Source organism: Klenkia sp. AC732 (genome assembly GCF_979256525.1).
Map to the genome: position 1 here is coordinate 1 of NZ_CEEDOS010000056.1, position 22,704 is coordinate 22,704.

At 74.2% G+C, this 22,704-nt stretch carries 20 protein-coding genes and 1 tRNA gene; 16 read left to right on the forward strand and 5 right to left on the reverse strand.

What is annotated here, in order from left to right; genetic code table 11:
• Window positions 1–70: 70 nt before the first annotated feature.
• Window positions 71–523, reverse strand: coding sequence for a GatB/YqeY domain-containing protein (locus AC0IVP_RS19920; RefSeq protein ID WP_056293930.1), 453 nt, complete (start codon window positions 521–523; stop codon window positions 71–73).
• A gap of 55 nt (window positions 524–578) precedes the next feature.
• Here AC0IVP_RS19920 and AC0IVP_RS19925 point away from each other — a divergent pair, with 55 nt between their 5' ends.
• The 3 genes from AC0IVP_RS19925 to AC0IVP_RS19935 all read left to right on the forward strand — a co-directional run bounded on the left by AC0IVP_RS19925 (window position 579) and on the right by AC0IVP_RS19935 (window position 3,042).
• On the forward strand, window positions 579–1,490 hold the full coding sequence (locus AC0IVP_RS19925) for a metallophosphoesterase (protein ID WP_056293934.1): 912 nt from the start codon (window positions 579–581) through the stop codon (window positions 1,488–1,490).
• Window positions 1,491–1,540: 50 nt separating this feature from the next.
• Window positions 1,541–1,617, forward strand: a tRNA-Pro gene (locus AC0IVP_RS19930).
• A gap of 81 nt (window positions 1,618–1,698) precedes the next feature.
• On the forward strand, window positions 1,699–3,042 hold the full coding sequence (locus AC0IVP_RS19935; protein ID WP_471758843.1) for an amidase family protein: 1,344 nt from the start codon (window positions 1,699–1,701) through the stop codon (window positions 3,040–3,042).
• Window positions 3,043–3,051: 9 nt separating this feature from the next.
• Here AC0IVP_RS19935 and AC0IVP_RS19940 read toward each other — a convergent pair whose 3' ends face one another.
• Window positions 3,052–3,684, reverse strand: a complete 633-nt coding sequence (locus AC0IVP_RS19940) for a TetR/AcrR family transcriptional regulator (protein ID WP_471758845.1) — start codon at window positions 3,682–3,684, stop codon at window positions 3,052–3,054.
• Window positions 3,685–3,759: 75 nt separating this feature from the next.
• Here AC0IVP_RS19940 and AC0IVP_RS19945 point away from each other — a divergent pair, with 75 nt between their 5' ends.
• The 4 genes from AC0IVP_RS19945 to AC0IVP_RS19960 all read left to right on the forward strand — a co-directional run bounded on the left by AC0IVP_RS19945 (window position 3,760) and on the right by AC0IVP_RS19960 (window position 8,633).
• Entirely contained in the window at window positions 3,760–4,293 is a 534-nt protein-coding gene (locus tag AC0IVP_RS19945; protein WP_471758847.1) for an ester cyclase, read from the forward strand.
• A gap of 78 nt (window positions 4,294–4,371) precedes the next feature.
• Window positions 4,372–5,730 carry a hemolysin family protein gene (locus AC0IVP_RS19950; RefSeq protein ID WP_471758849.1) on the forward strand — a complete coding sequence of 453 codons (1,359 nt, stop codon included), beginning with the start codon at window positions 4,372–4,374 and terminating at the stop codon, window positions 5,728–5,730.
• Window positions 5,727–6,794 carry a hemolysin family protein gene (locus AC0IVP_RS19955; protein ID WP_471758851.1) on the forward strand — a complete coding sequence of 356 codons (1,068 nt, stop codon included), beginning with the start codon at window positions 5,727–5,729 and terminating at the stop codon, window positions 6,792–6,794. The genes AC0IVP_RS19950 and AC0IVP_RS19955 overlap by 4 nt, the downstream gene beginning before the upstream one ends.
• Before the next feature lie 21 nt (window positions 6,795–6,815).
• Window positions 6,816–8,633: a S9 family peptidase gene (locus tag AC0IVP_RS19960; protein WP_471758853.1), complete on the forward strand. Its 1,818-nt coding sequence runs from the start codon at window positions 6,816–6,818 to the stop codon at window positions 8,631–8,633.
• 49 nt (window positions 8,634–8,682) lie between these two features.
• Here the strand turns inward: AC0IVP_RS19960 and AC0IVP_RS19965 are convergent, their stop codons facing one another.
• Together AC0IVP_RS19965 and AC0IVP_RS19970 are read right to left on the reverse strand one after the other, a co-directional pair.
• Window positions 8,683–9,714, reverse strand: coding sequence for an aspartate-semialdehyde dehydrogenase (locus AC0IVP_RS19965; protein ID WP_056293956.1), 1,032 nt, complete (start codon window positions 9,712–9,714; stop codon window positions 8,683–8,685).
• Window positions 9,711–10,976, reverse strand: coding sequence for an aspartate kinase (locus AC0IVP_RS19970; protein ID WP_056293959.1), 1,266 nt, complete (start codon window positions 10,974–10,976; stop codon window positions 9,711–9,713). The genes AC0IVP_RS19965 and AC0IVP_RS19970 overlap by 4 nt, the downstream gene beginning before the upstream one ends.
• A 68-nt stretch (window positions 10,977–11,044) precedes the next feature.
• On the opposite strand from AC0IVP_RS19970, the gene AC0IVP_RS19975 reads away from it, so the two are divergent.
• The 7 genes from AC0IVP_RS19975 to AC0IVP_RS20005 all read left to right on the forward strand — a co-directional run bounded on the left by AC0IVP_RS19975 (window position 11,045) and on the right by AC0IVP_RS20005 (window position 18,298).
• Complete coding sequence (locus tag AC0IVP_RS19975) at window positions 11,045–12,649, forward strand: phospholipase D family protein (protein WP_471758855.1); 1,605 nt, start codon at window positions 11,045–11,047, stop codon at window positions 12,647–12,649.
• Between the two features lie 161 nt (window positions 12,650–12,810).
• Window positions 12,811–15,537, forward strand: a complete 2,727-nt coding sequence (gene mbhE, locus AC0IVP_RS19980; protein WP_471758857.1) for a hydrogen gas-evolving membrane-bound hydrogenase subunit E — start codon at window positions 12,811–12,813, stop codon at window positions 15,535–15,537.
• Window positions 15,534–15,848, forward strand: a complete 315-nt coding sequence (locus AC0IVP_RS19985) for a sodium:proton antiporter (RefSeq protein ID WP_056293968.1) — start codon at window positions 15,534–15,536, stop codon at window positions 15,846–15,848. Before mbhE ends, AC0IVP_RS19985 begins: the two co-directional genes overlap by 4 nt.
• A complete protein-coding gene (locus tag AC0IVP_RS19990; protein ID WP_471758859.1) occupies window positions 15,845–17,338 on the forward strand; it encodes a proton-conducting transporter transmembrane domain-containing protein in 1,494 nt (497 codons plus the stop codon). Before AC0IVP_RS19985 ends, AC0IVP_RS19990 begins: the two co-directional genes overlap by 4 nt.
• Window positions 17,335–17,667 carry a Na+/H+ antiporter subunit E gene (locus AC0IVP_RS19995; RefSeq protein WP_082556791.1) on the forward strand — a complete coding sequence of 111 codons (333 nt, stop codon included), beginning with the start codon at window positions 17,335–17,337 and terminating at the stop codon, window positions 17,665–17,667. The genes AC0IVP_RS19990 and AC0IVP_RS19995 overlap by 4 nt, the downstream gene beginning before the upstream one ends.
• Window positions 17,664–17,933 carry an MrpF/PhaF family protein gene (locus AC0IVP_RS20000; protein WP_235564728.1) on the forward strand — a complete coding sequence of 90 codons (270 nt, stop codon included), beginning with the start codon at window positions 17,664–17,666 and terminating at the stop codon, window positions 17,931–17,933. Before AC0IVP_RS19995 ends, AC0IVP_RS20000 begins: the two co-directional genes overlap by 4 nt.
• Complete coding sequence (locus AC0IVP_RS20005) at window positions 17,930–18,298, forward strand: cation:proton antiporter (protein ID WP_471758861.1); 369 nt, start codon at window positions 17,930–17,932, stop codon at window positions 18,296–18,298. The genes AC0IVP_RS20000 and AC0IVP_RS20005 overlap by 4 nt, the downstream gene beginning before the upstream one ends.
• Here the strand turns inward: AC0IVP_RS20005 and AC0IVP_RS20010 are convergent.
• On the reverse strand, window positions 18,236–19,282 hold the full coding sequence (locus AC0IVP_RS20010; protein ID WP_471758863.1) for a calcium/sodium antiporter: 1,047 nt from the start codon (window positions 19,280–19,282) through the stop codon (window positions 18,236–18,238). The two genes, AC0IVP_RS20005 and AC0IVP_RS20010, sit on opposite strands and share 63 nt — an antisense overlap.
• Window positions 19,283–19,462: 180 nt before the next feature.
• Between AC0IVP_RS20010 and leuA the strand changes: the two genes are divergently transcribed.
• Both leuA and AC0IVP_RS20020 read left to right on the forward strand, forming a co-directional pair.
• The gene (leuA, locus tag AC0IVP_RS20015; protein WP_471758865.1) at window positions 19,463–21,193 is read left to right on the forward strand and encodes a 2-isopropylmalate synthase; all 1,731 of its coding nucleotides are present in this window, start codon (window positions 19,463–19,465) and stop codon (window positions 21,191–21,193) included.
• Window positions 21,194–21,460: 267 nt separating this feature from the next.
• On the forward strand, window positions 21,461–22,492 hold the full coding sequence (locus AC0IVP_RS20020; protein WP_471758867.1) for a type IV toxin-antitoxin system AbiEi family antitoxin domain-containing protein: 1,032 nt from the start codon (window positions 21,461–21,463) through the stop codon (window positions 22,490–22,492).
• Window positions 22,493–22,704: the final 212 nt, after the last annotated feature.

The following is a 22,704-nucleotide window of genomic DNA, read 5'->3' on the forward strand; positions in this document are numbered from 1 at the left end:
GCGAGGGCCGGTCGACCACCAGGTCGACCGGCCCTCGCCGTCTCGTGCAGGCGCGTGTGCGCGGCGGGCGTCAGCCCAGCTGGCGACGCACCTCGGCGGCCACCCGGCCGCCCTCGGCGCGGCCGGCGACCTGGCCGTTGGCACGGCCCATCACCTTGCCCATGTCGCCCATCCCGGAGGCACCGGTGGCCGCGACCACCTCGGCCACGATCGCGGTGAGGTCGGCGTCGGAGAGCTGGGCCGGCAGGTACCGGGCGACGACGTCACCCTCGGCCTGCTCGCGCGCCGCCTGCTCGGTGCGGCCGGCACCGGCGAACGCCTCGGCTGCCTCGCGGCGCTTCTTGGCCTCCCGGCGCAGCACCGCCTGGACCTCGTCGTCGCTGAGCTCGCGCGCCTCCTTGCCGGAGACCTCCTCGGCGGTGACGGCGGTCAGCACCATCCGCAACGTGGCGGTGGTCAGCTCGTCGCGGGCCTTCATGGCGGTGGTCAGGTCGGAACGGAGGGTCTGCTTGAGGTCGGACACGTCCTCCAGAGTCGCACGGCCCACCCCTGCGGGACGACCGACATAGGGTGACCGGATGCGCGCGATCACCGCCGTCCCCACCGCCGTCGTCGCCGCCGGTGTCGCCACCGTCGGCTACGCCGGCCTCGTCGAACGGACGCACTGGACCCTGCGGCGCTTCGACGTCCCGGTGCTGCCCCCGGGCCAGCGGCCGCTGACGGTGCTGCAGATCAGCGACGTCCACATGACCGCCGGGCAGCGCTCCAAGCAGGAGTGGATCGCCGGGCTGGCGGCCCTGGAGCCGGACCTGGTGATCACCACCGGGGACAACCTGGCCGGCCACGACGCCGTGGAGCCCACCCTGCGGGCGCTGGACCCGCTGATGGACAGGCCGGGCGCCTTCGTGCTGGCCAGCAACGACTACTTCGCGCCACGGCCGAAGAACCCGTTCAAGTACTTCTCCCCCGGCCACAAGCGGGTGCACGGGGAGTTCCTGCCCTGGGAGTCCCTCCGCGACGGCAAGACCGCCCGGGGCTGGCTCGACCTGGACAACGCCAAGGGCGAGCTCACCGTCGACGGGCGGCGCATCGCCTTCGCCGGCCTGGACGACCCGCACGTGAAGCGGGACGACTACGACGCGGTGGCGGGGCCCGCCGACCCGACCGCCGACGTCCGGATCGGGCTGGTGCACGCCCCCGAACCGCGGGTGCTGGACCGCTTCGCCGCCGACGGCTACGACCTGCTGCTGTGCGGGCACACCCACGGCGGGCAGCTGCGGGTGCCCTTCTTCGGCGCGCTGGTCACCAACTGCGGCATCGACCGGGCCCGCTGCCGCTGGCTGCACCGGTGGGCCGAGCCGACCGCCGAGCACCCGACCGGCACCTGGCTGCACGTCTCGGCGGGCCTGGGGACCAGCCCCTACGCGCCGGTGCGGTTCGCCTGTCCGCCGGAGGCCACGCTGCTGACGTTGACCGCCCGCGAGGCGTGAGACCCGGGGGCCGGGGTCCCGGAGCCGTCGAGTAGGCTTGCCCAGGACCTCGGGGTGTGGCGCAGCTTGGTAGCGCGCGTCGTTCGGGACGACGAGGCCGCAGGTTCAAATCCTGTCACCCCGACCACCAGTTCAGGGCCCGCTCTCACGAGCGGGCCCTGAGTCGTTCCGGGGGCCGGGAGCGCTGCGGGGCCCTAGGGTGGCCGCCATGGCACGGCTGGACCGCCTCGACCTCTCCCGCAGTCGCGGCGGCACCGCCGTCGAGCGACTCACCGACGCCGCCGCCCGGGCACACGCCGTGGAGGACCTGGGCGCCTTCACCGCCGTGGCCGACCCGGCCACGCTCACCCCCGGGCCGCCCGGGAGCGGCGTGCTGGCCGGCATCCCGGTGGCCGTCAAGGACAACATCGACACCGCCGACCTGCCCACCAGCGGGGGCACCCCGGCGCTGCACGGCTCCCGTGCCGGCCGGGACCACCCGGCCGTGGCCCGGCTCCGCGCGGCCGGGGCGACCGTCGTGGGCAAGACGAACCTCCACGAGCTGGCGTTCGGCATCACCAGCAACAACGCCGCCTACGGCCCGGTGCGGCACCCGCTGGACCCCAGCCGCTCCCCCGGCGGGTCCAGCGGTGGGTCCGCGGTCGCCGTCGCCACCGGCGTGGTGCCGGTGGCGCTGGGCACCGACACCGGCGGCTCGGTCCGGGTCCCGGCCGCGCACTGCGGGATCGTCGGGTTCCGCCCGACCGTGGGCCGCTGGGGCAGTGGTGCGGGGGTGCCGCTGTCCTCGACCCGGGACACCGTGGGGGCGCTGGCCACCTCGGTGGCCGACGTCGTGCTGCTCGACCAGGTGGTGGCCGACCGCGCGCCCGCAGTGGTGCCCTCGGCCCGGCAGTTGCGCCTGGGGGTGCCGCTGCCCGGCTTCTTCGACGGCCTGCACCCGGAGGTGTCCGACCGGGTCGGTGAGGCCCTGGACCGGCTGTCGGACGCCGGCGTCGTGCTGGTGGAGACCGACCTGGTGGCCGGGCACGAGCTGGACGCCCGGTGCGGCTTCCCGATCGTGTTCGCCGAGGTGGTGCGCGAGCTGCCCCGCTACCTCGCCGGGCTCCCGGCCGGCCCCTCCTTCGAGGAGCTGCTGGCACAGGTGGCCTCCCCCGACGTCCGCGGGGCGCTGGAGCACGCGGTCGGCGAGCCGGTCACCGACGAGGTGCTGCGTGAGTGCCTGGCCCTGCGCGACGAGCTGCGCGAGGCCTACCGCCGGGTGCTGCAGCCCGAGGACGGCCCTCTGGACGCGCTGGTCTACCCGACGGTCCCGCTGCCCGCCCCGCCGCTGGGCGACGACGTCACCACCGACCTGGCCGGGCGCGAGGTGCCGGTCTTCGCGACCACCGTGCAGAACACCGCACCCGGTTCCACGGCCGGCATGCCCGCGGTCTCGCTGCCCTGTGGGCAGACCGGTGCGGGCCTGCCGGTGGGCCTGTCGCTGGAGGGGCTGCCCGACGGGGACAGCGCCCTGCTGGCCGTGGCGCGCCGGGTGGAGCAGCTGCTGTCCTGAGCCGCCGGGTCAGGGCAGCAGGGCGGCCCGCAGCGTGAGCGCCAGCCACCCGCCGTAGCGCCGCCAGCCCCAGCCCCGGGTGACCGCGAGCCGCACCGCGACCTCCGGCGCGGTGACCGCCCACAGCACGTCGGCCGCCTCGTCCAGGTCGACCCCCGGGCGGAGCCACCCGGCCGCGGCCAGGTGCTCGGCCACCCGCCGCGTGCCGGTGGCCCGCTCGGCGTCGATGGTGGCCACCCAGGCCCGCACGGCAGGTTCGCCGGCCCCGGCCTGGGACAGCACCACCGCCGACAGCGGCGCGGCGCGCTCGGCCAGCTGCCGGCCGAGATCGGCGTAGGCGTCCAGCAGCTCGCCCGGGTCGGTCATCGCCCGCATGGCGGCGACCTGGGCCCGCTCGGCGATCGTCACCGGCTCGTCGTCGCCGGCGACGGCGCGGTCGTACACGGCCTTGAGCAGCGCGGCCTTGCCACCGACGGTGTTGTAGACCGTCTGGAGGCTGACCCCGGCGCCGTCGGCCACCGCCTGCACGGTGGTGCCCGCCCAGCCCACCGCGATGAAGGAGTCGTGCGCGGCGCCCAGCACCCGGGCCCGGGTCAGGGCCGCCTGCTGGGTCCGCAACGAGGGCTTGTCCGGCGCGGGCACGAGGGCCACACTACTCAGTGGAGCGATGCTCCAATGAGTGGAGCGTGACCACACCGACGCAGCGAGGAACCGACGATGGACCCGACCCGCACCCTGCCCGAGAGCGCCTCACCGGCGCTGGCCAGCATCGCCGCCATGGCCGGAGGAGACCTCGCGGACTTCCACGCCTGCGTCGCCCCCGGCGCGGTCAACCGGGAGTCGCAGGCCGAACCACCGGCGTGCCGGGTCCCCGGCCCCGAGGGCTTCCTGGCCTCGGCGCTCTGGCTGCGCGCCGCCTTCGCGGACCTGCGGTGGGAGGTCGAGGACGTGGCGGTCTCCACGGGCACCGCGGCGGTCTCCTGCCGGATGGAGGGCCGCCAGCAGGGGCCGTTCGCCGTGCACCGGGCGGACGGGTCGGTCGAGCAGGCCTTCCCGTCCCGGGGCCGGACGTTCGCGGTCGCACAGACGCACTGGTTCCGGGTGGCGGACGGTCTGGTCACCGAGCACTGGGCGGTCCGCGACGACCTCGGACTGGCCCGGCAACTGGGCTGGGTGCCGCCGAGCCCGGTCTACCTGCTGCGCATGGCTCGCGCCCGTCGCGAGGCACACCGGGCCGCCCTCCGCGTGTGACGTGACCGGCGCCAGCGAGCGGTTGCGTTCCGCAACGCGCACCCTGGACGCGATGTCCACCTCCCCGCACGCCGACCGATGACCGAGTGGCTGCTCCTGCTGGCCGCGGTGGTGCTCACCGTGCTCACCGGGTTCTTCGTCGCCGCCGAGTTCTCCTTCACCACCGTCGACCGCGGACAGGCCCGCGAGGCGGCCGATGAGGGACGGCGGGGTGCGGCCGGCGTCGTCGAGGCGCTCAAGGGCCTGTCCACCCAGCTGTCGGCGGCCCAGCTCGGGATCACGCTGACCACCTTGCTGGTCGGCTTCCTGGCCGAGCCGGCCATCGGCGGACTGCTCGAGGGCCCGCTGGAGTCGGTCGGGCTCTCCGGCGGCGCGGCCACCGCGGTCTCGGTGTTCCTCGGGATCGCCCTGGCCACCACGCTGCAGATGCTGCTGGGCGAGCTCGGCCCCAAGAACCTGGCGATCGCCAGCCCGCTGGCGGTGGCGGGCGCCGTCGCCCCCGGCATGCGGGCCTTCACCCGGGTCTTCGGCCTCCCGGTGCGGGGGCTGCAGCGGCTGGCCAACGCCATCGTCCGGTCGCTGGGCTTCGAGCCCCGCGAAGAGCTCGACGACGCCCGCGGCGCCGGCGAGCTGGCCGCCGTCGCCCGGCGCAGCGCCGAGGAGGGCGACCTGTCCCCCACCGCCGCGCGGCTGCTGGACCGCTCGCTGGGCCTGCGCGACAAGTACGCCACCGACGTGATGACCCCGCGGACCCGGCTGGTCACCCTGCCCGACACCGCGACCGCCGCCGAGGTCATCTCCGCCGCGGTCGCCTCGGGCAACAGCCGCTTCCCGGTCTGGCACACCGACCTGGACGACGTCACCGGGCTGGTGCACGTCAAGCAGGCCGTCGCCGTCCCCGAGGCCGAGCGCGACACCCGCACCGCCGGCGAGCTGGCCCGCCCGGTGCTCGCCGTCCCCAGCGCGCTGCACCTGGACCCGCTGCTGGACCTGCTGCGCGAGGAGGGCCTGCAGCTCGCCCTCGTCGTCGACGAGTGGGGCGCGACGCACGGCATCGTGACCCTGGAGGACATCGTGGAGGAGCTGGTAGGGGAGATCACCGACGAGACCGACCGGCCGCTGCGCCAGCTGCGCCGCCGCGGCGAGGACGGCTGGGAGGTCTCCGGCCTGCTGCGCCCCGACGAGGTCCGTGAGCGGACCGGCATCGCCGTCCCCGAGGGGCGGTACGAGACGGTCGCCGGGTTCCTCACCCAGCGGCTGGCCCGGCTGCCCGTGCAGGGCGACACCGTGGACGTCGAGGGCCACCGGCTGACCGTGGCCGGCCTGGAGGGCCGCCGGGTGGCGCTGCTGCACGCCGACCCGCTGCCCCGCCCCGACGACGAGGACGACCTCGCCGCCCGTCAGCACGAGGTCTCCCGGGAGGTGGCGCAGGCATGAGCGACGTGCTGGCCCTGGCGGTGCTGGTGGCCCTGCTGCTGGGCAACGCGTTCTTCGTGGCCGCCGAGTTCGCCCTGGTCTCGGCCCGGGTCGACCAGATCGAACCCCGGGCCGCCGCCGGGTCGGCGAGGGCCCGGAGGACGCTGGCCGCGATGCGGAACGTGTCGCAGATGATGGCCGGCGCCCAGCTGGGCATCACGCTGTGCTCGCTGGGCCTGGGCGCGGTCGGCGAGCCCGCCGTGGCGCACCTGATCGAGGTGCCGCTGGAGGCCCTGGGCGCCCCCGAGCAGCTGCTGCACCCGATCGCGCTGGTCGTCGCGCTGTCGATCGTGACCGTGCTGCACATGGTGCTGGGCGAGATGGTGCCCAAGAACATCACCATCGCCGGCCCGGACCGCGCGGCGATCGCCCTCGGACCGCCGATGGCGAAGGTCGTCACGGTGCTCAAGCCGCTCATCTGGTTCTTCAACACCACGGCCAACGGGTTCGTCCGGCTGTTCGGGGTCACCCCCACCGACGAGGTGTCGGCCAGCTTCGACAGCACCGAGATCCGCTCGATGATCACCCAGTCGCGCAGCCAGGGGCTGCTCGGCGAGGAGGTCAGCGAGCTGGCCACCGGGGCGCTCACCTTCGAGACCCACGACGCCCGTTCGGTGCTGCTGCCCTCGGCCTCGCTGGTCACCGTGCCGCGGGACGCCACGCCGCGGGACCTGGAGGCCGTCGTCGCCGAGCACGGCTTCAGCCGCTACCCGGTGTGCGCCCCCGACGGCGGCTGGGCCGGGTACGTGCACGTCAAGGACGTGCTGGGGACGCCGGACCGGGACGCCCCCTTCCCCGACGAGGCACTGGAGCACTTCGTGGAGCTGTCGGTCGACGAGCCGCTGCCCGAGGTGCTGCAGGCGATGCGGGAGGCGGGCGTGCACCTGGGCCGGGTGGTCTCCGACGGCGAGGTGGTCGGCGTCGTCGCCCTGGAGGACGTGCTCGAGCAGCTCATCGGCGACGTCCGGGACGCCGCCGTGGACCCCCCGGTCGTCGTCGCGGGGTCCGGGGCCGGGGGACGCTGATCCGGCGGGCAGGATGAGGACGTGGACTCCCCTGCTCTGTCCCCCGAGATCACCAGCCGCTGGCAGGCCCGGTTCCGCGCGCCACGGGTGAGCCTGCCCGACTGGGCCGAGGACGCACCGCAGCGCTCGCTGTTCGCCTCCGACGTCAGCGGCGTCGTCGAGCAGTACACCTGGGACCGGGACACCGGCGCGCAGCGCCAGGTCACCGACCGGCCCAACGGCACCCTGATGGCCACCCTGAGCCCGGACGGCGAGCAGGTGTGGTGGTTCGCCGACACCGACGGCGACGAGTTCGGCGTCTGGCGCACCCAGCCCTTCACCGGCGGCGAGGACGTCGTCGCCGTCCCCGAGGTGGGCCCGGCGTACCCGGCGGGTCTGGAGATCGGGCGCACCCTGACCGCGATCGGCCGCTCGACCGACGACGGCAGCGAGCTGTGGGTCGCCCCGCACGGGGCCACCCCGCGGGTGGTCTACCGGACACCGGACACCGCCTCGGTCGACGCGCTGTCCCGCGACGAGGACCGGCTGGTGCTCTCGCACTCCGAGCACGGCGACCCCCGCTACCCCGCGCTGCGGGTGCTCGACGTCGCCGCCCTGCCCGGTGAGGACTGCCAGACCGAGGCCGACAGCCCGTGGGTGGTGGCCGAGAAGTGGGACGGCGAGGGCCTGGGCCTGCACGCGCTGGGCTTCTCCCCCGTGCCCGGTGACCTCCGGCTGCTGGTGGGCCACGAGCGCCGCGGCCGCGAGGAGCTGCTGCTGTGGGACCTGGCCGACGACGCCGAGACCGAGGTGGTCCTGGACCTGCCCGGCGACGTCACCGCCGGCTGGTACCCCGACGGCTCGGCACTGCTGGTCGGGCACGACCACGCCGCGCGCAGCGAGCTGTACCGCTACGACCTGACCACCGGCACCCTGACCCAGCTGGACACCCCGCGCGGCGTCGTCCGCGGTGCCACCGCCCGCCCCGACGGCTCGGTGGAGCTGGCCTGGTCCTCCTCCGAACGGCCCCCCGTGATCCGCCGGGCCGACGGCCCGGTCGTGCTGGCCGCCCCCGGCGACGAGCCCCCGGCCGCCTACCCGGTCGAGGACCGCTGGGTGCCCGGCCCCGGCGGCGACGTGCACTCGCTGCTGGTCCGGCCGGCCGGTGAGGGCCCCTTCGCCACCGCCTTCCTGGTGCACGGTGGCCCGGAGTCCGCCGACGACGACTCCTACCGCGCCCGGCGGGCCGCCTACGTCGACGCCGGGTACGCCGTCGTGCACGTCAACTACCGCGGGTCCTCCGGCTACGGCAGCGCCTGGCGGGACGCGCTCACCGGCCGGCCGGGCCTCACCGAGCTCGAGGACGTCGCCGCCGTCTACGACGCGCTGGTCGCCGAGGGCGTCGTCGACCCGGCCCGGGCGCTGCTGTCGGGCGGGTCGTGGGGCGGCTTCCTCACCCTGCTGGGGCTGGGCACCCAGCCCGACCGGTGGGCCGCCGGCATCGCCGAGGTGCCGGTGGCGGACTACCTGGCCGCCTACGAGGACGAGATGGAGGGCCTGCGGGCCTACGACCGGGCGCTGTTCGGCGGGTCACCGGAGGAGGTCCGCGAGGTGTACGTCCGGTCCTCCCCGCTGACCTACGTCGACGCCGTCACCGCGCCGGTGCTCGTCGTCGCCGGGGCCAACGACCCGCGCTGCCCGATCCGGCAGATCGACAACTACCTCGCGGCACTCGAGGCCGGCGGCAAGGACCACGAGGTCTACCGCTTCGACGCCGGCCACGGGTCGCTGGTCATCGAGGAGACCATCCGCCAGGTCGAGGTGGCGCTGTCCTTCGCCCTGCGGCACGTCGCGCCCTGAGACCCGGGGCGTGGGTCGGGGTACCCGATCCACGCCCCTGGCGCGGGGCTCAGGCCTGGGCGGCGATGAGCTCGGCGATCTGCACGGTGTTGAGGGCCGCGCCCTTGCGCAGGTTGTCGTTGGAGACGAACAGGGCCAGCCCGTTGGGGCCGTCCTGCCGGACCCGGCCGACGTAGGAGGGGTCGTTGCCCGCGGCCTGCAACGGCGTGGGGACGTCGACCAGCTCGACGCCGGGGGCGCCGGTCAGCAGCTCGCGGGCGCGCTGCACGGTGAGCTCACGCTGGAACTCCAGGTTGAGCGACAGCGAGTGGCCGGTGAAGACCGGCACGCGGACGCAGGTGCCGGAGACCCGCAGGTCCGGGATGCCGAGGATCTTGCGGGACTCGTTGCGGAGCTTCTGCTCCTCGTCGGTCTCCCACGAGCCGTCGTCGACGACGGAGCCGGCCATCGGCAGCACGTTGAACGCGATCGGCGCGACGTAGACGGCCGGGTCGGGGAAGGCGAGCGCCGACCCGTCGTAGGCCAGCCGGTCGGCGTCGGCGACGACGGCCCGGGCCTGCCCGTGCAGCTCCCGGACGCCGGCGACGCCGGACCCGGAGACGGCCTGGTAGGTCGAGGCGATGATCCGGACCAGGCCGGCCTCGTCGTGCAGGGGCTTGAGCACCGGCATCGCGGCCATGGTGGTGCAGTTCGGGTTGGCGATGATCCGGCCCTCGCCGGCCAGCGCGATGTCACCCGGGTTGACCTCGCTGCAGACCAGCGGGATGGCCGGGTCCTTGCGGAACGCCGAGCTGTTGTCGATGACCGTCACGCCGGCCGCGGCGAAGCGCGGGGCCTGGGCACGCGAGGTGGTGGCGCCGGCGGAGAACAGCGCGACGTCCAGCCCCGTGGGGTCGGCGGTCGAGGCGTCCTCGACGGTGATCTCGCCGTCGCCCCAGGGCAGGGTGGTGCCGGCCGAGCGCGCGGAGGCGAAGAACCGGATCGAGGCCAGCGGGAAGTCCCGCTCGGCCAGGATCTGCCGCATCGCGACGCCGACCTGCCCGGTCGCGCCGACGACGCCCAGGTGCAGCGGGCGGCTCATCGTCCGGTACCCCCGTAGACCACGGCCTCGACGTCGGAGCCCAGCTCGAAGGCGTCGTGCACCGCGCGGACGGCGAGGTCCACGTCGGCGTCCCGGCAGACGACGGAGATGCGGATCTCCGAGGTGCTGATCAGCTCGAGGTTGACCCCGGCGTCGGCCAGCGCGCCGAAGAACTTGGCCGAGACGCCCGGGTGCGAGCGCATACCGGCACCGACCAGCGAGACCTTGCCGATGTGCTGGTCGAAGACGACGTCGGTGAAGCCGACGGTGTTCTTCACCTTCTCCAGTGCGGCGAGCGCGGTGGGCCCGTCGCTCTTGGGCAGGGTGAAGGAGATGTCGGCGAGCTTGGTGGCCGACGTCGACACGTTCTGCACGATCATGTCGATGTTGATCTCGGCGTCGGCCAGCACGCGGAACAGCTGGGCCGCCTCGCCGGGCCGGTCCGGGACGCCGTAGACCGTGATCTTGCCTTCGCTCCGGTCGTGCGCGACGCCGGAGATGATGGCCTGTTCCACCGTGAGGTCCTCCATCGAACCGGACACCGTGGTGCCGGGGAGCTGGGAGTAGGAGCTGCGGACGTGCACCGGGATGTTGTAGCGGCGGGCGTACTCGACGCACCGCAACATGAGGACCTTCGCCCCGCAGGCGGCGAGCTCCAGCATCTCCTCGTAGGTGACGGTGTCCAGCCGTCGGGCGTTGGGGACGATCCGCGGGTCGGCGGTGAAGACGCCGTCCACGTCGGTGTAGATCTCGCAGACGTCGGCGTGCAGCGCGGCCGCGACCGCGACCGCGGTCGTGTCCGAACCGCCGCGACCCAGCGTGGTGATGTCCTTGGTGTCCTGGCTGACGCCCTGGAACCCGGCGACGATGACGATCGAGCCCTCGTCCAGGGCCGACCGCAACCGGCCCGGCGTGACGTCGATGATCCGCGCCTTGCCGTGGCTGGACGTGGTGATCACCCCGGCCTGCGAGCCGGTGAACGACCGCGCCTGGTAGCCGTGCACGGAGATGGCGATCGCCAGCAGCGCCATCGAGATGCGCTCACCCGCGGTCAGCAGCATGTCCAGCTCGCGACCCGGCGGGTCGGGGGTGATCTGGGAGGCCTGGTCCAGCAGGTCGTCGGTCGTGTCGCCCATCGCGGACACCACCACGACGACGTCGTGGCCGGCGCGCTTGGCCTGCACGACCCGCTCGGCCACGCGCTTGACACGCTCCGCGTTGGCGACGGAGGAACCGCCGTACTTCTGAACGACCAGGGCCACGGGGCCGCAGCCTACCGTCGGCGGGCTGCGGACCAGCGCCGACGGGCTCGCGGTGGTGTGATCACCGGGTGCCCCGAGACCACGAGGACGTCGACCACTGGCTGCTGACCACCGCCGAGCGTGACAACCCGGCGACCGCCATCCCGGCCTGGACGGCCGGGAACCTGGCCGAACCGCTGGTGCACGGCGCCGCCTACTTCGACCGGCTGGTCGACGCCGTCGAGGACCTGGGCCCCGGTGACCACCTGTTCTTCACCGACTGGCGCGGCGACCCGGGGCAGAAGCTGCGACCGGACGGCCCGACCGTGGACCAGCTGTTCTCCCGGGCGGCCCGGCGCGGGGTCTGCGTCCGCGGGTTGGTCTGGCGCTCGCACTGGGACGGGCTGAGCTTCTCCAAGGAGCAGAACGCCAGCCTGGACCGCGAGCTGGAGGAGGACGGTGCGGTCGTCGTCCGGGACCAGCGGGTGCGCCGGATGGGCAGCCACCACCAGAAGCTGGTGCTCTGCCGGCACCCCGGGGACCCCTCGCGCGACGTCGCCTTCGCCGGTGGCATCGACCTGGGCAACACCCGCCGGGACGACGCCGAGCACCTCGGCGACCCCCAGCCCCAGGACATGTCCGACGCCTACGGCGACACCCCGCCCTGGCACGACGTCCAGTTGCAGCTGCGCGGGCCCGTCGTCGGCGTGCTGGACGACTGCTTCCGGGAGCGCTGGGACGACCCGACCAGCCCGGCCTCGGAGAACCCGGTGGCCTGGCTGCACGACAAGACCCTGCAGTGGCTGGGCCGCAACCAGATGGACCCCACCCCGCTCCCGGAGCAGCCGCCGGCGCCCCCGGAGTGCGGGCCGCACGTGGTGCAGACGCTGCGCACCTACCCGAAGGTCTGGCCGCCCTTCCCGTTCGCCCCGGAAGGCGAGCGGTCGATCGCCCGCGGCTACACCAAGGCGCTGACCCGGGCGCGACGGCTGGTCTACCTGGAGGACCAGTACCTGTGGTCCACCGACATCGCCGACCACCTGGCCTCCTCGCTGCGCGAGCACGAGACGTTGCAGCTGGTCGTCGCCGTGCCCCGGGTGCCCGACCAGCAGGGCGCCTTCTCCGAGCGGCCCCAGCAGCACGGCCAGGGCCAGGCGATGCAGCTGCTGCAGGAGGCGGCCCCGGGCCGGGTGCACGTGTTCGACCTGGAGAACCACGAGGGCACGCCGGTCTACGTGCACGCCAAGGTCTGCGTCGTGGACGACGTCTGGGCCGAGGTCGGCAGCGACAACATGAACCGCCGCTCCTGGACCCACGACAGCGAGCTGTCCAACGCCGTGCTGGACCCCACCCAGGACCCCCGCGAGCCCCGCGACCCGGCCGGCCTGGGCGACGGCGCCCGCACCTTCGCCCGGGACCTGCGCCTGGAACTGGCCCGGGAGCACCTGGACCGCGAGGACGACGAGGGACTGGTCGACCCCGACGAGTTCGTGGCCGCCTGCGTGGCGTCGGCCGACGCGCTGGAGGCCTGGTACGCCGGTGGGCGGGTGGGGCCGCGGCCGCCCGGCCGGATCCGACCGCACCGCCGTCCCGAGCTGACCCGGGTGGAACGTCTGTGGGCCACGCCGCTGTACCGGCTGGTGCACGACCCCGACGGCCGGCCGATCCGGCTGCGCCGGAGCCATTCCTTCTGATCGGTTGCGCGACGAAACCGCAGGCCAGAGGCTCGTTCGAGGTGCGTGAGAGGTCAACTTCCGCCACACTGGGTCGGTAGGGCCGTCCCGGTCCGCGGGTGGTGGTCCACTGCGACAGGAGCTGGTGTGCGCCGACGTCACCGCGTCCCCGGCCGCCGCCGGTGAGCCTGGTCGTCGCGCTCGGCGTCCTCCTCGGGCTCGCCCTGCTGGCACCGCTGTTGGTCCGTGTCCTGGGCCGCAACGCCGGGTACGCGCTCGCCGCCGGCTTCCTCGCGGTCGCCGCGCTGCTGGTCTCCTCCGCGCCCACCGTCCTGGCAGATCGCACGGTCGACTGGGAGGCCGGGTGGATCCCCTCGCTGGGGGTCTCGCTCGCGCTGCGCCTGGACGGCGTCTCCCTGGTCTTCAGCCTGGTCGCCCTCGTCGTCGGTGCGCTGGTGATGGCCTACTGCACCCGCTACGTCAGCGAGGCCGTCGCCCGCGGCCCGGTCTACCCGCTGCTGGCCCTCTTCGCCGCCGCGATGGTCGGTCTGGTGCTGGCCGACGACCTGGTGCTGCTCTACGTGTTCTGGGAGGTCACCACCCTCTGCTCGTTCGCGCTGGTGTCGACCGCGGGCGCTGCGGCGGCGCGGCCCGGCAGGCAGGCGCTGGTGGTCACCGTGGCGGGCGGGCTGGCACTGCTGGTCGCCGTCGTCCTCCTGACCCTGGCCACCGGCACCACCCGCTTGTCCGCGGTGCTCGCCGCCCCCGAGGTGGTGCTGGACAGCCCCTACGCCGTCCCGATCGCGGCGTGCGTCGCACTGGCCGCCTTCACCAAGAGCGCCCAGTTCCCCTTCCAGTCCTGGCTGCCCGGCGCGATGGTCGCGATGACGCCGGTGAGCGCCTACCTGCACGCCGCGACCATGGTGAAGGCCGGCATCTACCTGCTGATCCGGGTCAGCCCGCTCTTCGCCGACCAGACCGCCTGGTCGGCCGCGCTGATCTCGGTCGGGCTGACGACGGCCCTGCTGGGTGCGGTCCAGGCACTGCGCGAGCACGACCTCAAGGGCATGCTGGCCCGCTCCACGGTCAGCCAGCTCGGCCTGCTGGTCGCCGTCATCGGCGTGGGGACGTCGACCGCGCTGGCCGCGGCGCTGCTGCACACGGTGGCGCACGCCCTGTTCAAGGCCACCCTCTTCATGCTGGTCGGGATCGTCGACCACGAGACCGGCAGCCGGGACATCCGTGAGCTCTCCGGGCTGCGCCGGGTCATGCCGTGGACGGCGGCCGCCACCGGGATCGCCGCGCTGTCGATGGCCGGGGTGCCCCCGATGCTCGGGTTCGTCAGCAAGGAGTACCTCTTCATGGGGCTGCTCTCCGCCGACGTCACGCCCTGGGCCGGGCCGGTCGCGGGCGCCCTGGCGGTCACCGCCTCCGCGCTGACGTTCGCCTACGGGGCGCGCATCGTCCACGGTGCGTTCGGCGGCCCGGTCGCTCAGCCCGACCTCTACGACCCGCGGCCCTCCTTCCTGGCCCCGGCCGTCGTGGCCGCTGCGGCCGGGGTGCTGCTGGGCCCCACGGTGTCGCTGCTGGACCCGGTGATCGACTCGGCCACCACCGACGCGCTGCCCGGCTCCACCCCGCCCTCGGTCTACGCCTGGCACGGGCTGAGCCCCGAGCTCGCGATGTCGGTGGTCACGGTGGTCCTGGGGCTGCTGCTGTTCTGGCAGCGCGACCGGGTGGACGACGCCCTGCAACGCCTCCGGCTGCCTGACGGCCGGGGCCTGTTCGACCGCGCCCACGCCGGACTGCTCGCCGTGGGCGGCCGGGTGGGCGCCCTCGACCGGGCCGGCTCGCTGGCCGCGCACCTGGCCCGCCCGCTGCTGGCCGTCGTCGCGCTGGGAGCCGCCGGAACCGTCCTCCTCGGGCCGCTCGCCCCGGCCGGGGACGCCGGCGACCCCGGACGCTGGCTGGTGGCCGGGCTGCTGGCGGTCTCGGTGGTGGGGATGGCCCTCGCCCGGCGGACTCTCGCGCTGGTGGCCCTGGTCGGGGTGGCCGGGCTCCTCGTGGCGCTGTGGCTGCTGCTCTTCGGTGCCCTCGACGTGGCGATCACGCTGCTGCTGGTCGAGGTGCTCACCGCCGTCGTGCTGGTGCTGGTGCTGCGCGGGCGCCCGGTTCGGCTGCCCGACCCCGGCCCGCGCCGGCTGCCCACCGCCGTGCTGGCCCTCGCCATCGGGCTGGTCGCGGCCGGCGCCACCGCGGCCCTGACCGGGCGGCGGGGGCTGTCGGACGCCGGTGCGTTCTACCTGGACCGGGCGCAGGAGCTGACCGGCGGCACCAACGTGGTGAACACCGTGCTGGTCGACTTCCGCGGGCTGGACACCCTGCTGGAGTCCGTCGTGGTCGGGGTGGCAGCCCTGGGCCTGCTGCTGCTGGGCACCACCGCCACCACCCGCACCGCCCGCGGGGACACCGACGACGTCCTGCTGCGGGTCGGCACCCGGGTGCTCGCCCCCGGGATGCTGGCCCTGTCGGCTTGGTTGCTGTGGCGCGGGCACGACGAGCCCGGCGGTGGCTTCATCGCCGCCCTGGTGGCCGGCATCGCCGTCGCCCTGCGGCACCTGGCGACCGGCGTCGTCCCGAGCAGCCGGTGGCTGCGACCGCGGGTGCTGGTCGGCGCCGGTGCGGTGCTGGCCGTGGGCACCGGACTGGTCCCGCTGCTGGCCGGGGACGCCCTGCTCACCCCCTTCGACACCCCGGTGGGGATCAGTTCCGCCCTGCTCTTCGACGTCGGCGTCTGGCTGATGGTGCTGGCCCTGGTGGTCGCCGTCGTGCAGTCGCTGGGGTCCCACCCCCGAGCCGAGACCGAGACCGTGGAGGCCCCCGTGTCCGCTGAGCGGAGCGCCGCGTGAGCCCCGCGGTCGTCGTCGGCGTGCTCGTCGCCGGTGGGGTCTTCCTGCTGCTGCAGCGCGGCCTGCTGCGGGTCGTCCTGGGGTTCGTGCTGCTCGGTCACGCGATGGTCGTGCTCGTCCTGGCCGCCGGCGGGGACCGGGGCGGCTTCGCGCTGCCCGGCAACGGGGCCGGCGAGCCCGCCGACCCGCTCCCCCAGGCCTTCGTGCTCACCGCGGTGGTCATCGCCTTCGCCGTCACCGTCTACCTGCTCGGCCTGCTGCGAGCCGGGTCCGGAGACCTCGGCGACGACGACGCCCGGGGTCCCTCGTGAGCGCGCTGCTCGTCGCCCCGGTCGCCCTGCCGCTGGTCGCGGCCGCTGTCCTGCTGCTGCTCCCCCGCTCGGCCGCGCTGGGCCGGGTGGTGGGCATCGGGAGCACCGCGCTGGTCGTCGTCGCCGCGGCCGTCCTGCTGGTCCGCACCCTCACCGGCGAGGTGCCGGTCGTACAGGTCGGCGGCTGGCCCGCCGGCATCGCCGTCGTGCTGGCACTGGACGCGTTCGGCGCGCTGGTGCTGCTGCTCACCGCGGCGGTCACCCTGCTCGGGCTGGTCTACGCCATCGGGACCGGGGAGGACCGCGAACACACCTTCACCCCGCTGGTGCTGGTGATGAGCGCCGGGGTCTCCGGCGCGCTGTCCACCGCCGACCTGTTCAACCTCTTCGTCTTCGTCGAGGTCGTCCTGATCCCCAGTTACGTGCTGCTCGGGCTCGCCGGTCGGCGCCAGCGGGTCGCCGGCGCCCGGCTCTACGTGAGCATCAACCTGCTGGCCTCCACCCTCTTCCTGGGCGGCATCGGGCTGCTCTACGGCGTCACCGGCACCGTGCAGCTGGGCGAGCTGGCCGGGGTCGCGGCCGGCAGCGTGCCCGCAGCGCTGGCCGCGAGCGTGGTGCTGCTGGCGATGGCGGTCAAGTCCGCCGTCGTCCCGCTGCACAGCTGGCTGCCCGGCTCGTACTCCGTCGCCGGGCCCGCCGTCACCGTGCTGTTCTCCGGGCTGCTCACCAAGGTCGGGCTCTACGCCCTCTTCCGGCTCTACTCGGTGCTCTTCGACGGTGACCCGCGCTTCCTGTGGGTGCTGCTGGCCGTCGCCGTGCTGACCATGGTCGTGGGCGTGCTGTCCGCGGTCGGCTCCAGCGCGGTGCGCCCGGTGCTCACCTCGCACATGGTCAGCCAGATCGGCTACGTGCTGGTCGGGCTCGGGCTGTCGACCGCCGCCGGACTCGCTGCGGCCACGTTCTTCCTGGTCCAGTACGTACTGGTCAAGGCCGCGCTGTTCATGGTCGGTGGCGCCGTCGAGGTGCGGTACGGCACAGACGTGCTCGACCAGCTCGGCGGCGGCCTGGTGCACCGCGAGCGCTGGCTGGCCGTCGCCTTCGCCGGTTCCGCCCTGGCGCTGGTCGGCATCCCCCCGACGTCGGGCTTCGTGGCCAAGCTCCAGCTCGCCTCGGCCGCGGCCGCCGACGGACCCTGGTGGGTGCTGCTGGCCGTCGTCGCGGTGAGCCTGGTGACGCTGGTGTCGATGCTGAAACTGTGGAACGGCGTCTTCTGGGGCTCGCCCGACGGTGCTCCCGAGCGCGAGACGGGTGGGTCGGTCGCCGTCGCCACCCGGACGGCGAGCTGGACGCTGGTCGGCCCGCCGCTGCTGCTGGCCGGTGCAGCGCTCGTGCTCGGCATCTGGGCCGAGCCGCTGCTGGCCGCGGCGACCGTCGCCGGTGAGCAGCTGGCCGACCCCACGGCCTGGGTCTCGGCGGTGACCGGACGATGAGGCTGTGGCACGTGGCGTCCTTCGTCGCCGTGTACCTGGGTCGGTTCCTGACCGCGAACGTCCGGGTCGCCGGGCAGGTGCTCCGGCCCCGCCTGACCCTGGAGCCGGTGGTCGTGGACCACCGGCTGCGCTGCCGCACCGACGCCGAGGTGGCCTCGTTCGTCGCCCTGGTCGGACTCACCCCCGGCTCGCTGGTCGTCGACCGGCGGGACGGCGTCCTCACCGTGCACGCGATGCACGCCACCGACCCCGCGGACGAGCTCGCCTCGCTGCGCGACCTGGAGGACCGGATGCTCACCGCCTGGCGCGGGACGGGAGGCGACGCGTGATCGCCCAGGACCTGGTGCTCGACGGCGCGCTGGTGCTGCTGGCGCTGTGCCTGCTGGTGGCCGCGGTGCGGGCCGTCGTCGGGCCGACCGACGCCGACCGGGTGCTCGCCGTGGACTTCGGGTTCCTGGTCACCCTGTGCGCGGTGGCCCTGCTCGCCGTCCGGCTGCAGACCCCGGCACTGCTGGACCTGGTGCTGATCGGCACGCTGGTCGGCTTCCTGGCCACCGTGGCGCTGGCCCGGCTCGTGGTCGGACGGTCCCGATGAGCGTGCAGACCGTGCTCGGTGACGTCCTGCTGCTGACCGGCGTGCTGCTGATGCTGGTCGCCGGCATCGGCCTCGTCCGCTTGCCCGACGTCTACAACCGCACCAACGCCGTCGCGAAGGCCGGCGGGCTGGGCCTGGTCATGGTGCTGCTCGGCGTGGTCGTGCTGGACCCCGGTCCAGCCGCAGTGGTCGTACTGCTGCTGTCGATCGCGCTGCAGCTGTTCACCGTGCCCATCGCCGGTTTCGAGATCGGCCAGGCGGCGCGGCTGTCCGGTGCCCCCTTCGCCCCGGGCACCCGGGTCTCAGCCGACCGTGCGGGCCTCCCGGACGGCGAACCCGGCAGCACCGACGACGGTGACCGGTAGGCAGAACCAGAGCAGCACGAGGCTGAACGGGCCGACCGCGTCGTGGTCGGCGGAGTCCAGCACCAGGTAGGCGGTGTAGGCCACGAACCAGGCCAGCAGCACCGCCCCCTCGGACCGGCTGACGCGCGACCCGGTGTAGAGCACCACGGTCAGCGCGAGGGTCGCCGCGATCATCACCGGGACGTCGAAGCGCACGGCCGCCGGGTCGACCGCGATCCCCCCGGGCACCAGCAACGCCGGGACGCCCAGCACGAGGCCGAGGTTGGCCACGTTGCTGCCCACGACGTTGCCGACCGCCAGCTGGGTGTCGCCCTTGAGCGCGGCCACCACCGCAGTGGTGATCTCGGGCATCGCCGTGCCGATCGCCACGACGGTCAACCCGATCACCAGGTCGCTGAGGCCGAGCGAGGCGGCGATCTCGCTGGCGCTGTCGACCAGCCAGCGGGCACCGAGCACCAGCAGCCCGACGCCGACCAGCACCGAGACGCCGTCCCGCAGCGGCCGACGGGGAGCCTCCTCCGTCGTCGCCGCCTCACTGTCCGCCCGCCGTCCCCGGACCACCGACAGCGCCAGGTAGCCGACCAGTCCGACCACCAGCAGGGCGCCGTCCAGGCGGCCCAGCTCGTCGTCCAGACCCAGCACGAGCAGCAGGACCGCCAGGCCCAGGGCGACCGGCAGGTCGAAGCGCAGCAGCGTCCGCGCCCCGGACTGCGGGCGGATCAGGGCGGCGACCGCCAGCACCAGCAGGATGTTGACGGTGTTGCTGCCCACCGCGTTGCCGACCGCCAGGCCGGGCGACCCCGACAGCGTCGCGTCGACGGACACCGCGAGCTCCGGGGCCGACGTGGCCGTCGCCACCAGGGTCGCGCCGACGACCAGCGGGGAGACCCCCAGCGCCCGACCCAGCCCACTCGCCCCACGGACCAGCAGCTCACCGCCCGCCACCAGCAGGACCAGGCCCGCGACCAGCAGGAAGACCGTCACACCGGTGATCCTCACATCCCGCGGCGCCGACGCTGCTACCGTGTCCGACGTGCGCGGCAGCCTCCTCCTTACGTGCCGCGGCGAGGCCCTCTCCTAGGTCGGCTCCCTCGCCGCGGTGATCGCGCGTGTCTCCACCGCGCTGCCGGACCACACACCACGGCACACCCGGAGAGCAGACCCATGAGCACCCACCCGCACACCCGCAACACCCAGCAGCCCTCGCCGATGCCGATCGGCAAGTACGGGCCGTTCACCGGCGTCGAGTTGCCCGACCGCACCTGGCCGGCCGCGACCACCACCGCCGCGCCCCGCTGGTGCGCCGTCGACCTGCGCGACGGCAACCAGGCGCTGATCGACCCGATGACCCCCGACCGCAAGCGGCGCATGTTCGAGCTGTTGGTCGGGATGGGTTACAAGGAGATCGAGGTCGGGTTCCCGGCCGCCAGCCAGACCGACTTCGACTTCGTCCGGCAGCTGATCGACGAGGGGCTGATCCCCGACGACGTCACCATCCAGGTGCTGACCCAGGCCCGCGACGAGCTGATCGAGCGGACCTTCGAGTCCCTGGTCGGCGCCAAGCAGGCGATCGTGCACCTCTACAACTCGACCTCCACGCTGCAGCGCCGGGTCGTGTTCAACAGCGACAAGGCCGGCATCGTCGACATCGCCGTCCACGGCGCCCGACTGGTCCGCAAGCTGGCCGAGGGCATGCCCGAGACCGAGATCCGCTACGAGTACTCCCCCGAGTCCTTCACCGGGACCGAGCTGGAGTTCGCCGTCGAGATCTGCGACGCCGTCACCGACGTCTGGGAGCCCACCCCGGACAACCCGACGATCCTCAACCTGCCGGCGACCGTCGAGATGGCCGAGCCGACCGTCTACGCCGACCAGATCGAGTGGATGCACCGCCACCTGGGCCGCCGGGACTCCGTCGTGCTCTCCCTGCACCCGCACAACGACCGCGGCACCGCCGTCGCCGCCGCCGAGCTGGGCTACCGGGCCGGCGCCGACCGCATCGAGGGCTGCCTGTTCGGCAACGGCGAGCGCACCGGCAACGTCGACCTGGTGACCCTGGGCCTGAACCTGTTCAGCCAGGGCATCGACCCGCAGATCGACTTCTCCGACATCGACGAGATCCGCCGCACCGTCGAGTACTGCAACCAGATCGGCGTGCACGAGCGGCACCCCTACGGCGGCGACCTGGTCTACACCGCGTTCTCCGGCTCCCACCAGGACGCCATCAACAAGGGCTTCGCGGTCATGCGGGCCGACGCCGCGGCCGCCGGGGTCGGCGTCGACGACATCCCGTGGGCCGTGCCGTACCTGCCGATCGACCCCAAGGACGTCGGCCGCAGCTACGAGGCCGTGATCCGGGTGAACAGCCAGTCCGGCAAGGGCGGCGTCGCCTACATCATGAAGACCGAGAACCAGCTGGACCTGCCCCGCCGGCTGCAGATCGAGTTCTCCGCCGTCGTCCAGCGGCACACCGAGGACGAGGGCGGCGAGGTCACCGCCGAGCAGATGTGGGCGGCGTTCTCCTCCGAGTACCTGCCCGACGCGCACGCCCCCTGGGGTCGGCTGTCCCTCGCCGGGCACCGGCACGTCGCCGGTGGTGGCGGCCCCGACGAGATGACCGTCGAGCTCGTCGACGACGGCGTCCCGGTCACCCTGACCGGCCGCGGCAACGGCCCCATCGCCGCCTTCGTCGACGCCCTGCACGGCATCGACGTCGACGTCCGGGTGCTGGACTACGCCGAGCACGCGCTGTCCTCCGGCGGCGACGCCCGTGCAGCCGCCTACGTCGAGTGCGCCGTCGGGGAGCGGGTGCTCTGGGGCGTGGGCATCGACCCCAACATCGTCAGCGCCTCCCTCCGCGCGGTGGTCAGCGCCGTCAACCGCGCCCTGCGCTGAGGTAGGACCGCTCGGTCCGGCGCACCCCGTCCGCCGCCGTCCCTGCTGGGTGGCTCAGCCGTCCAGCTGGGGGTCGACCACCCATCGACGGTGGCTCATCACCCGGCTGGGCGGCTGAGCCGGGTGGTTGAGGAGCCCGGTGGGTGATGAGCCCGGTGGGCTGCACATGCTCGGCGGTGGGGCAGGTCGACGTCCACATCAGGCCTGTCCGTCCACAGCCGCAGTGTTCGTGCTCCGGTGTCCGCTCGGCGCGGTGATGCTCCCGGGGTGACCGCAACCCTGCCGCTGGCATCGTGGACGGACCTCCTGATCAGCCGCAGCCGCGCCCTCGCCGACGGGTGGACGGACGAGGAGATCCGGGCTCGGCTGGCGGGCAGGCACTGGACCGCCTTGCGCCGCGGGCAGTACTGCTCGACAGCCGAGCTGGAAGCCAGCACCGCGGGCCGCCGGCTGCACCTGGAGCTGCTGGCCCTCCTCCGGCGACTACACCGCCCCGAGACGGTCGCCAGCGGTCGGACGGCGGCGTTGCTGCACGGACTCCTCGTCCCCGACGAGGGTGCACCGGTCCTCCAGCTGACCGACCCGCACCGCTGGCGGGACGGACGGGGCTACCGCATCCACCGGGCCGAACTGCCTCCTGCCGAGGTCACCGCGCTGGGTCCGTTCCCGGTCACCACGGTCGCCCGCACGCTGGTGGACTGCGCCCGACGCTGGCCGGTCCTCGACGCGGTCGCCGCACTGGACGACGCGTTGCTCCGGGGACTGGTGACTGCGGACGGTCTCGAAGCGGTACTCGTCCGCGAGCCCACCATCAAGGGCCTGCCTGCTGCCCGTCGGGCCGTCGCCCTCTCCGACGGTCGCGCCGAGTCGTGGCTGGAGACCGCGTGGCGCGTGCGCCACACGGGCGCACGGCTCCCCGCACCGCAGCTGCAGGTGGAGATCCGGGTGGCCGGCTCGCTCCTGAAGGTGGTGGACGGCTACCTGCCCGAGCAGGCCATCGCCATCGAGTGCGACGGCCGCGTCAAGATGACCGATCCCTACCGCGGTCGGGCCCCCTCCACCGTCCTGTGGGAGGAGAAGCGAGCCGAGGACGCGGTGCGTGCCCTGGGGATCCGCGTCATCCGGCTGGCGTCCTCCGACGTGCACCGGGACTGGGCGCAGACGGCGCATCGGATCGCGACCATGGTGGCAGCCCCGGTCCCGGTCCTCCTGCCCTTCGAGACCCACCCGCGCACGGTCGGCCGTGTCCGGCCCGGGACGCAGAGATGGGCCATCTACCGGGGGGATGAGCCACCGTAGACAGCGGCTGAGCCACCAGCTGGGCGGCTGAGCCACCCAGCGGAGGCGGCTGAGCCACCAGCTGGGCGGCTGAGCCACCCAGCGGGACCGGGCGCGGAGCCGCGACACCGACCTCGGGGGCCTCGCGACGGCTCGGGGGGGGTCAGGAGGTGGTGCGGGGGCCGGACTCGGGGCCGTCGGCGGGCTCGTCGGCGTCGGGGTCGCCCTCGGGG

What these genes read in the sequence shown, in the direction of transcription:
- AC0IVP_RS19950 (WP_471758849.1), top strand. Translation starts at nt 4,372, where the DNA reads ATGACCGAGTGGCTGCTCCTGCTGGCCGCGGTGGTGCTCACCGTGCTC.
- AC0IVP_RS19945 (WP_471758847.1), top strand. Translation starts at nt 3,760, where the DNA reads ATGGACCCGACCCGCACCCTGCCCGAGAGCGCCTCACCGGCGCTGGCC.
- AC0IVP_RS19935 (WP_471758843.1), top strand. Translation starts at nt 1,699, where the DNA reads ATGGCACGGCTGGACCGCCTCGACCTCTCCCGCAGTCGCGGCGGCACC.
- AC0IVP_RS20005 (WP_471758861.1), top strand. Translation starts at nt 17,930, where the DNA reads ATGAGCGTGCAGACCGTGCTCGGTGACGTCCTGCTGCTGACCGGCGTG.
- AC0IVP_RS19955 (WP_471758851.1), top strand. Translation starts at nt 5,727, where the DNA reads ATGAGCGACGTGCTGGCCCTGGCGGTGCTGGTGGCCCTGCTGCTGGGC.
- AC0IVP_RS19995 (WP_082556791.1), top strand. Translation starts at nt 17,335, where the DNA reads ATGAGGCTGTGGCACGTGGCGTCCTTCGTCGCCGTGTACCTGGGTCGG.
- AC0IVP_RS19925 (WP_056293934.1), top strand. Translation starts at nt 579, where the DNA reads ATGCGCGCGATCACCGCCGTCCCCACCGCCGTCGTCGCCGCCGGTGTC.
- leuA (WP_471758865.1), top strand. Translation starts at nt 19,463, where the DNA reads ATGAGCACCCACCCGCACACCCGCAACACCCAGCAGCCCTCGCCGATG.
- AC0IVP_RS19965 (WP_056293956.1), bottom strand. Translation starts at nt 9,714, where the DNA reads ATGAGCCGCCCGCTGCACCTGGGCGTCGTCGGCGCGACCGGGCAGGTC.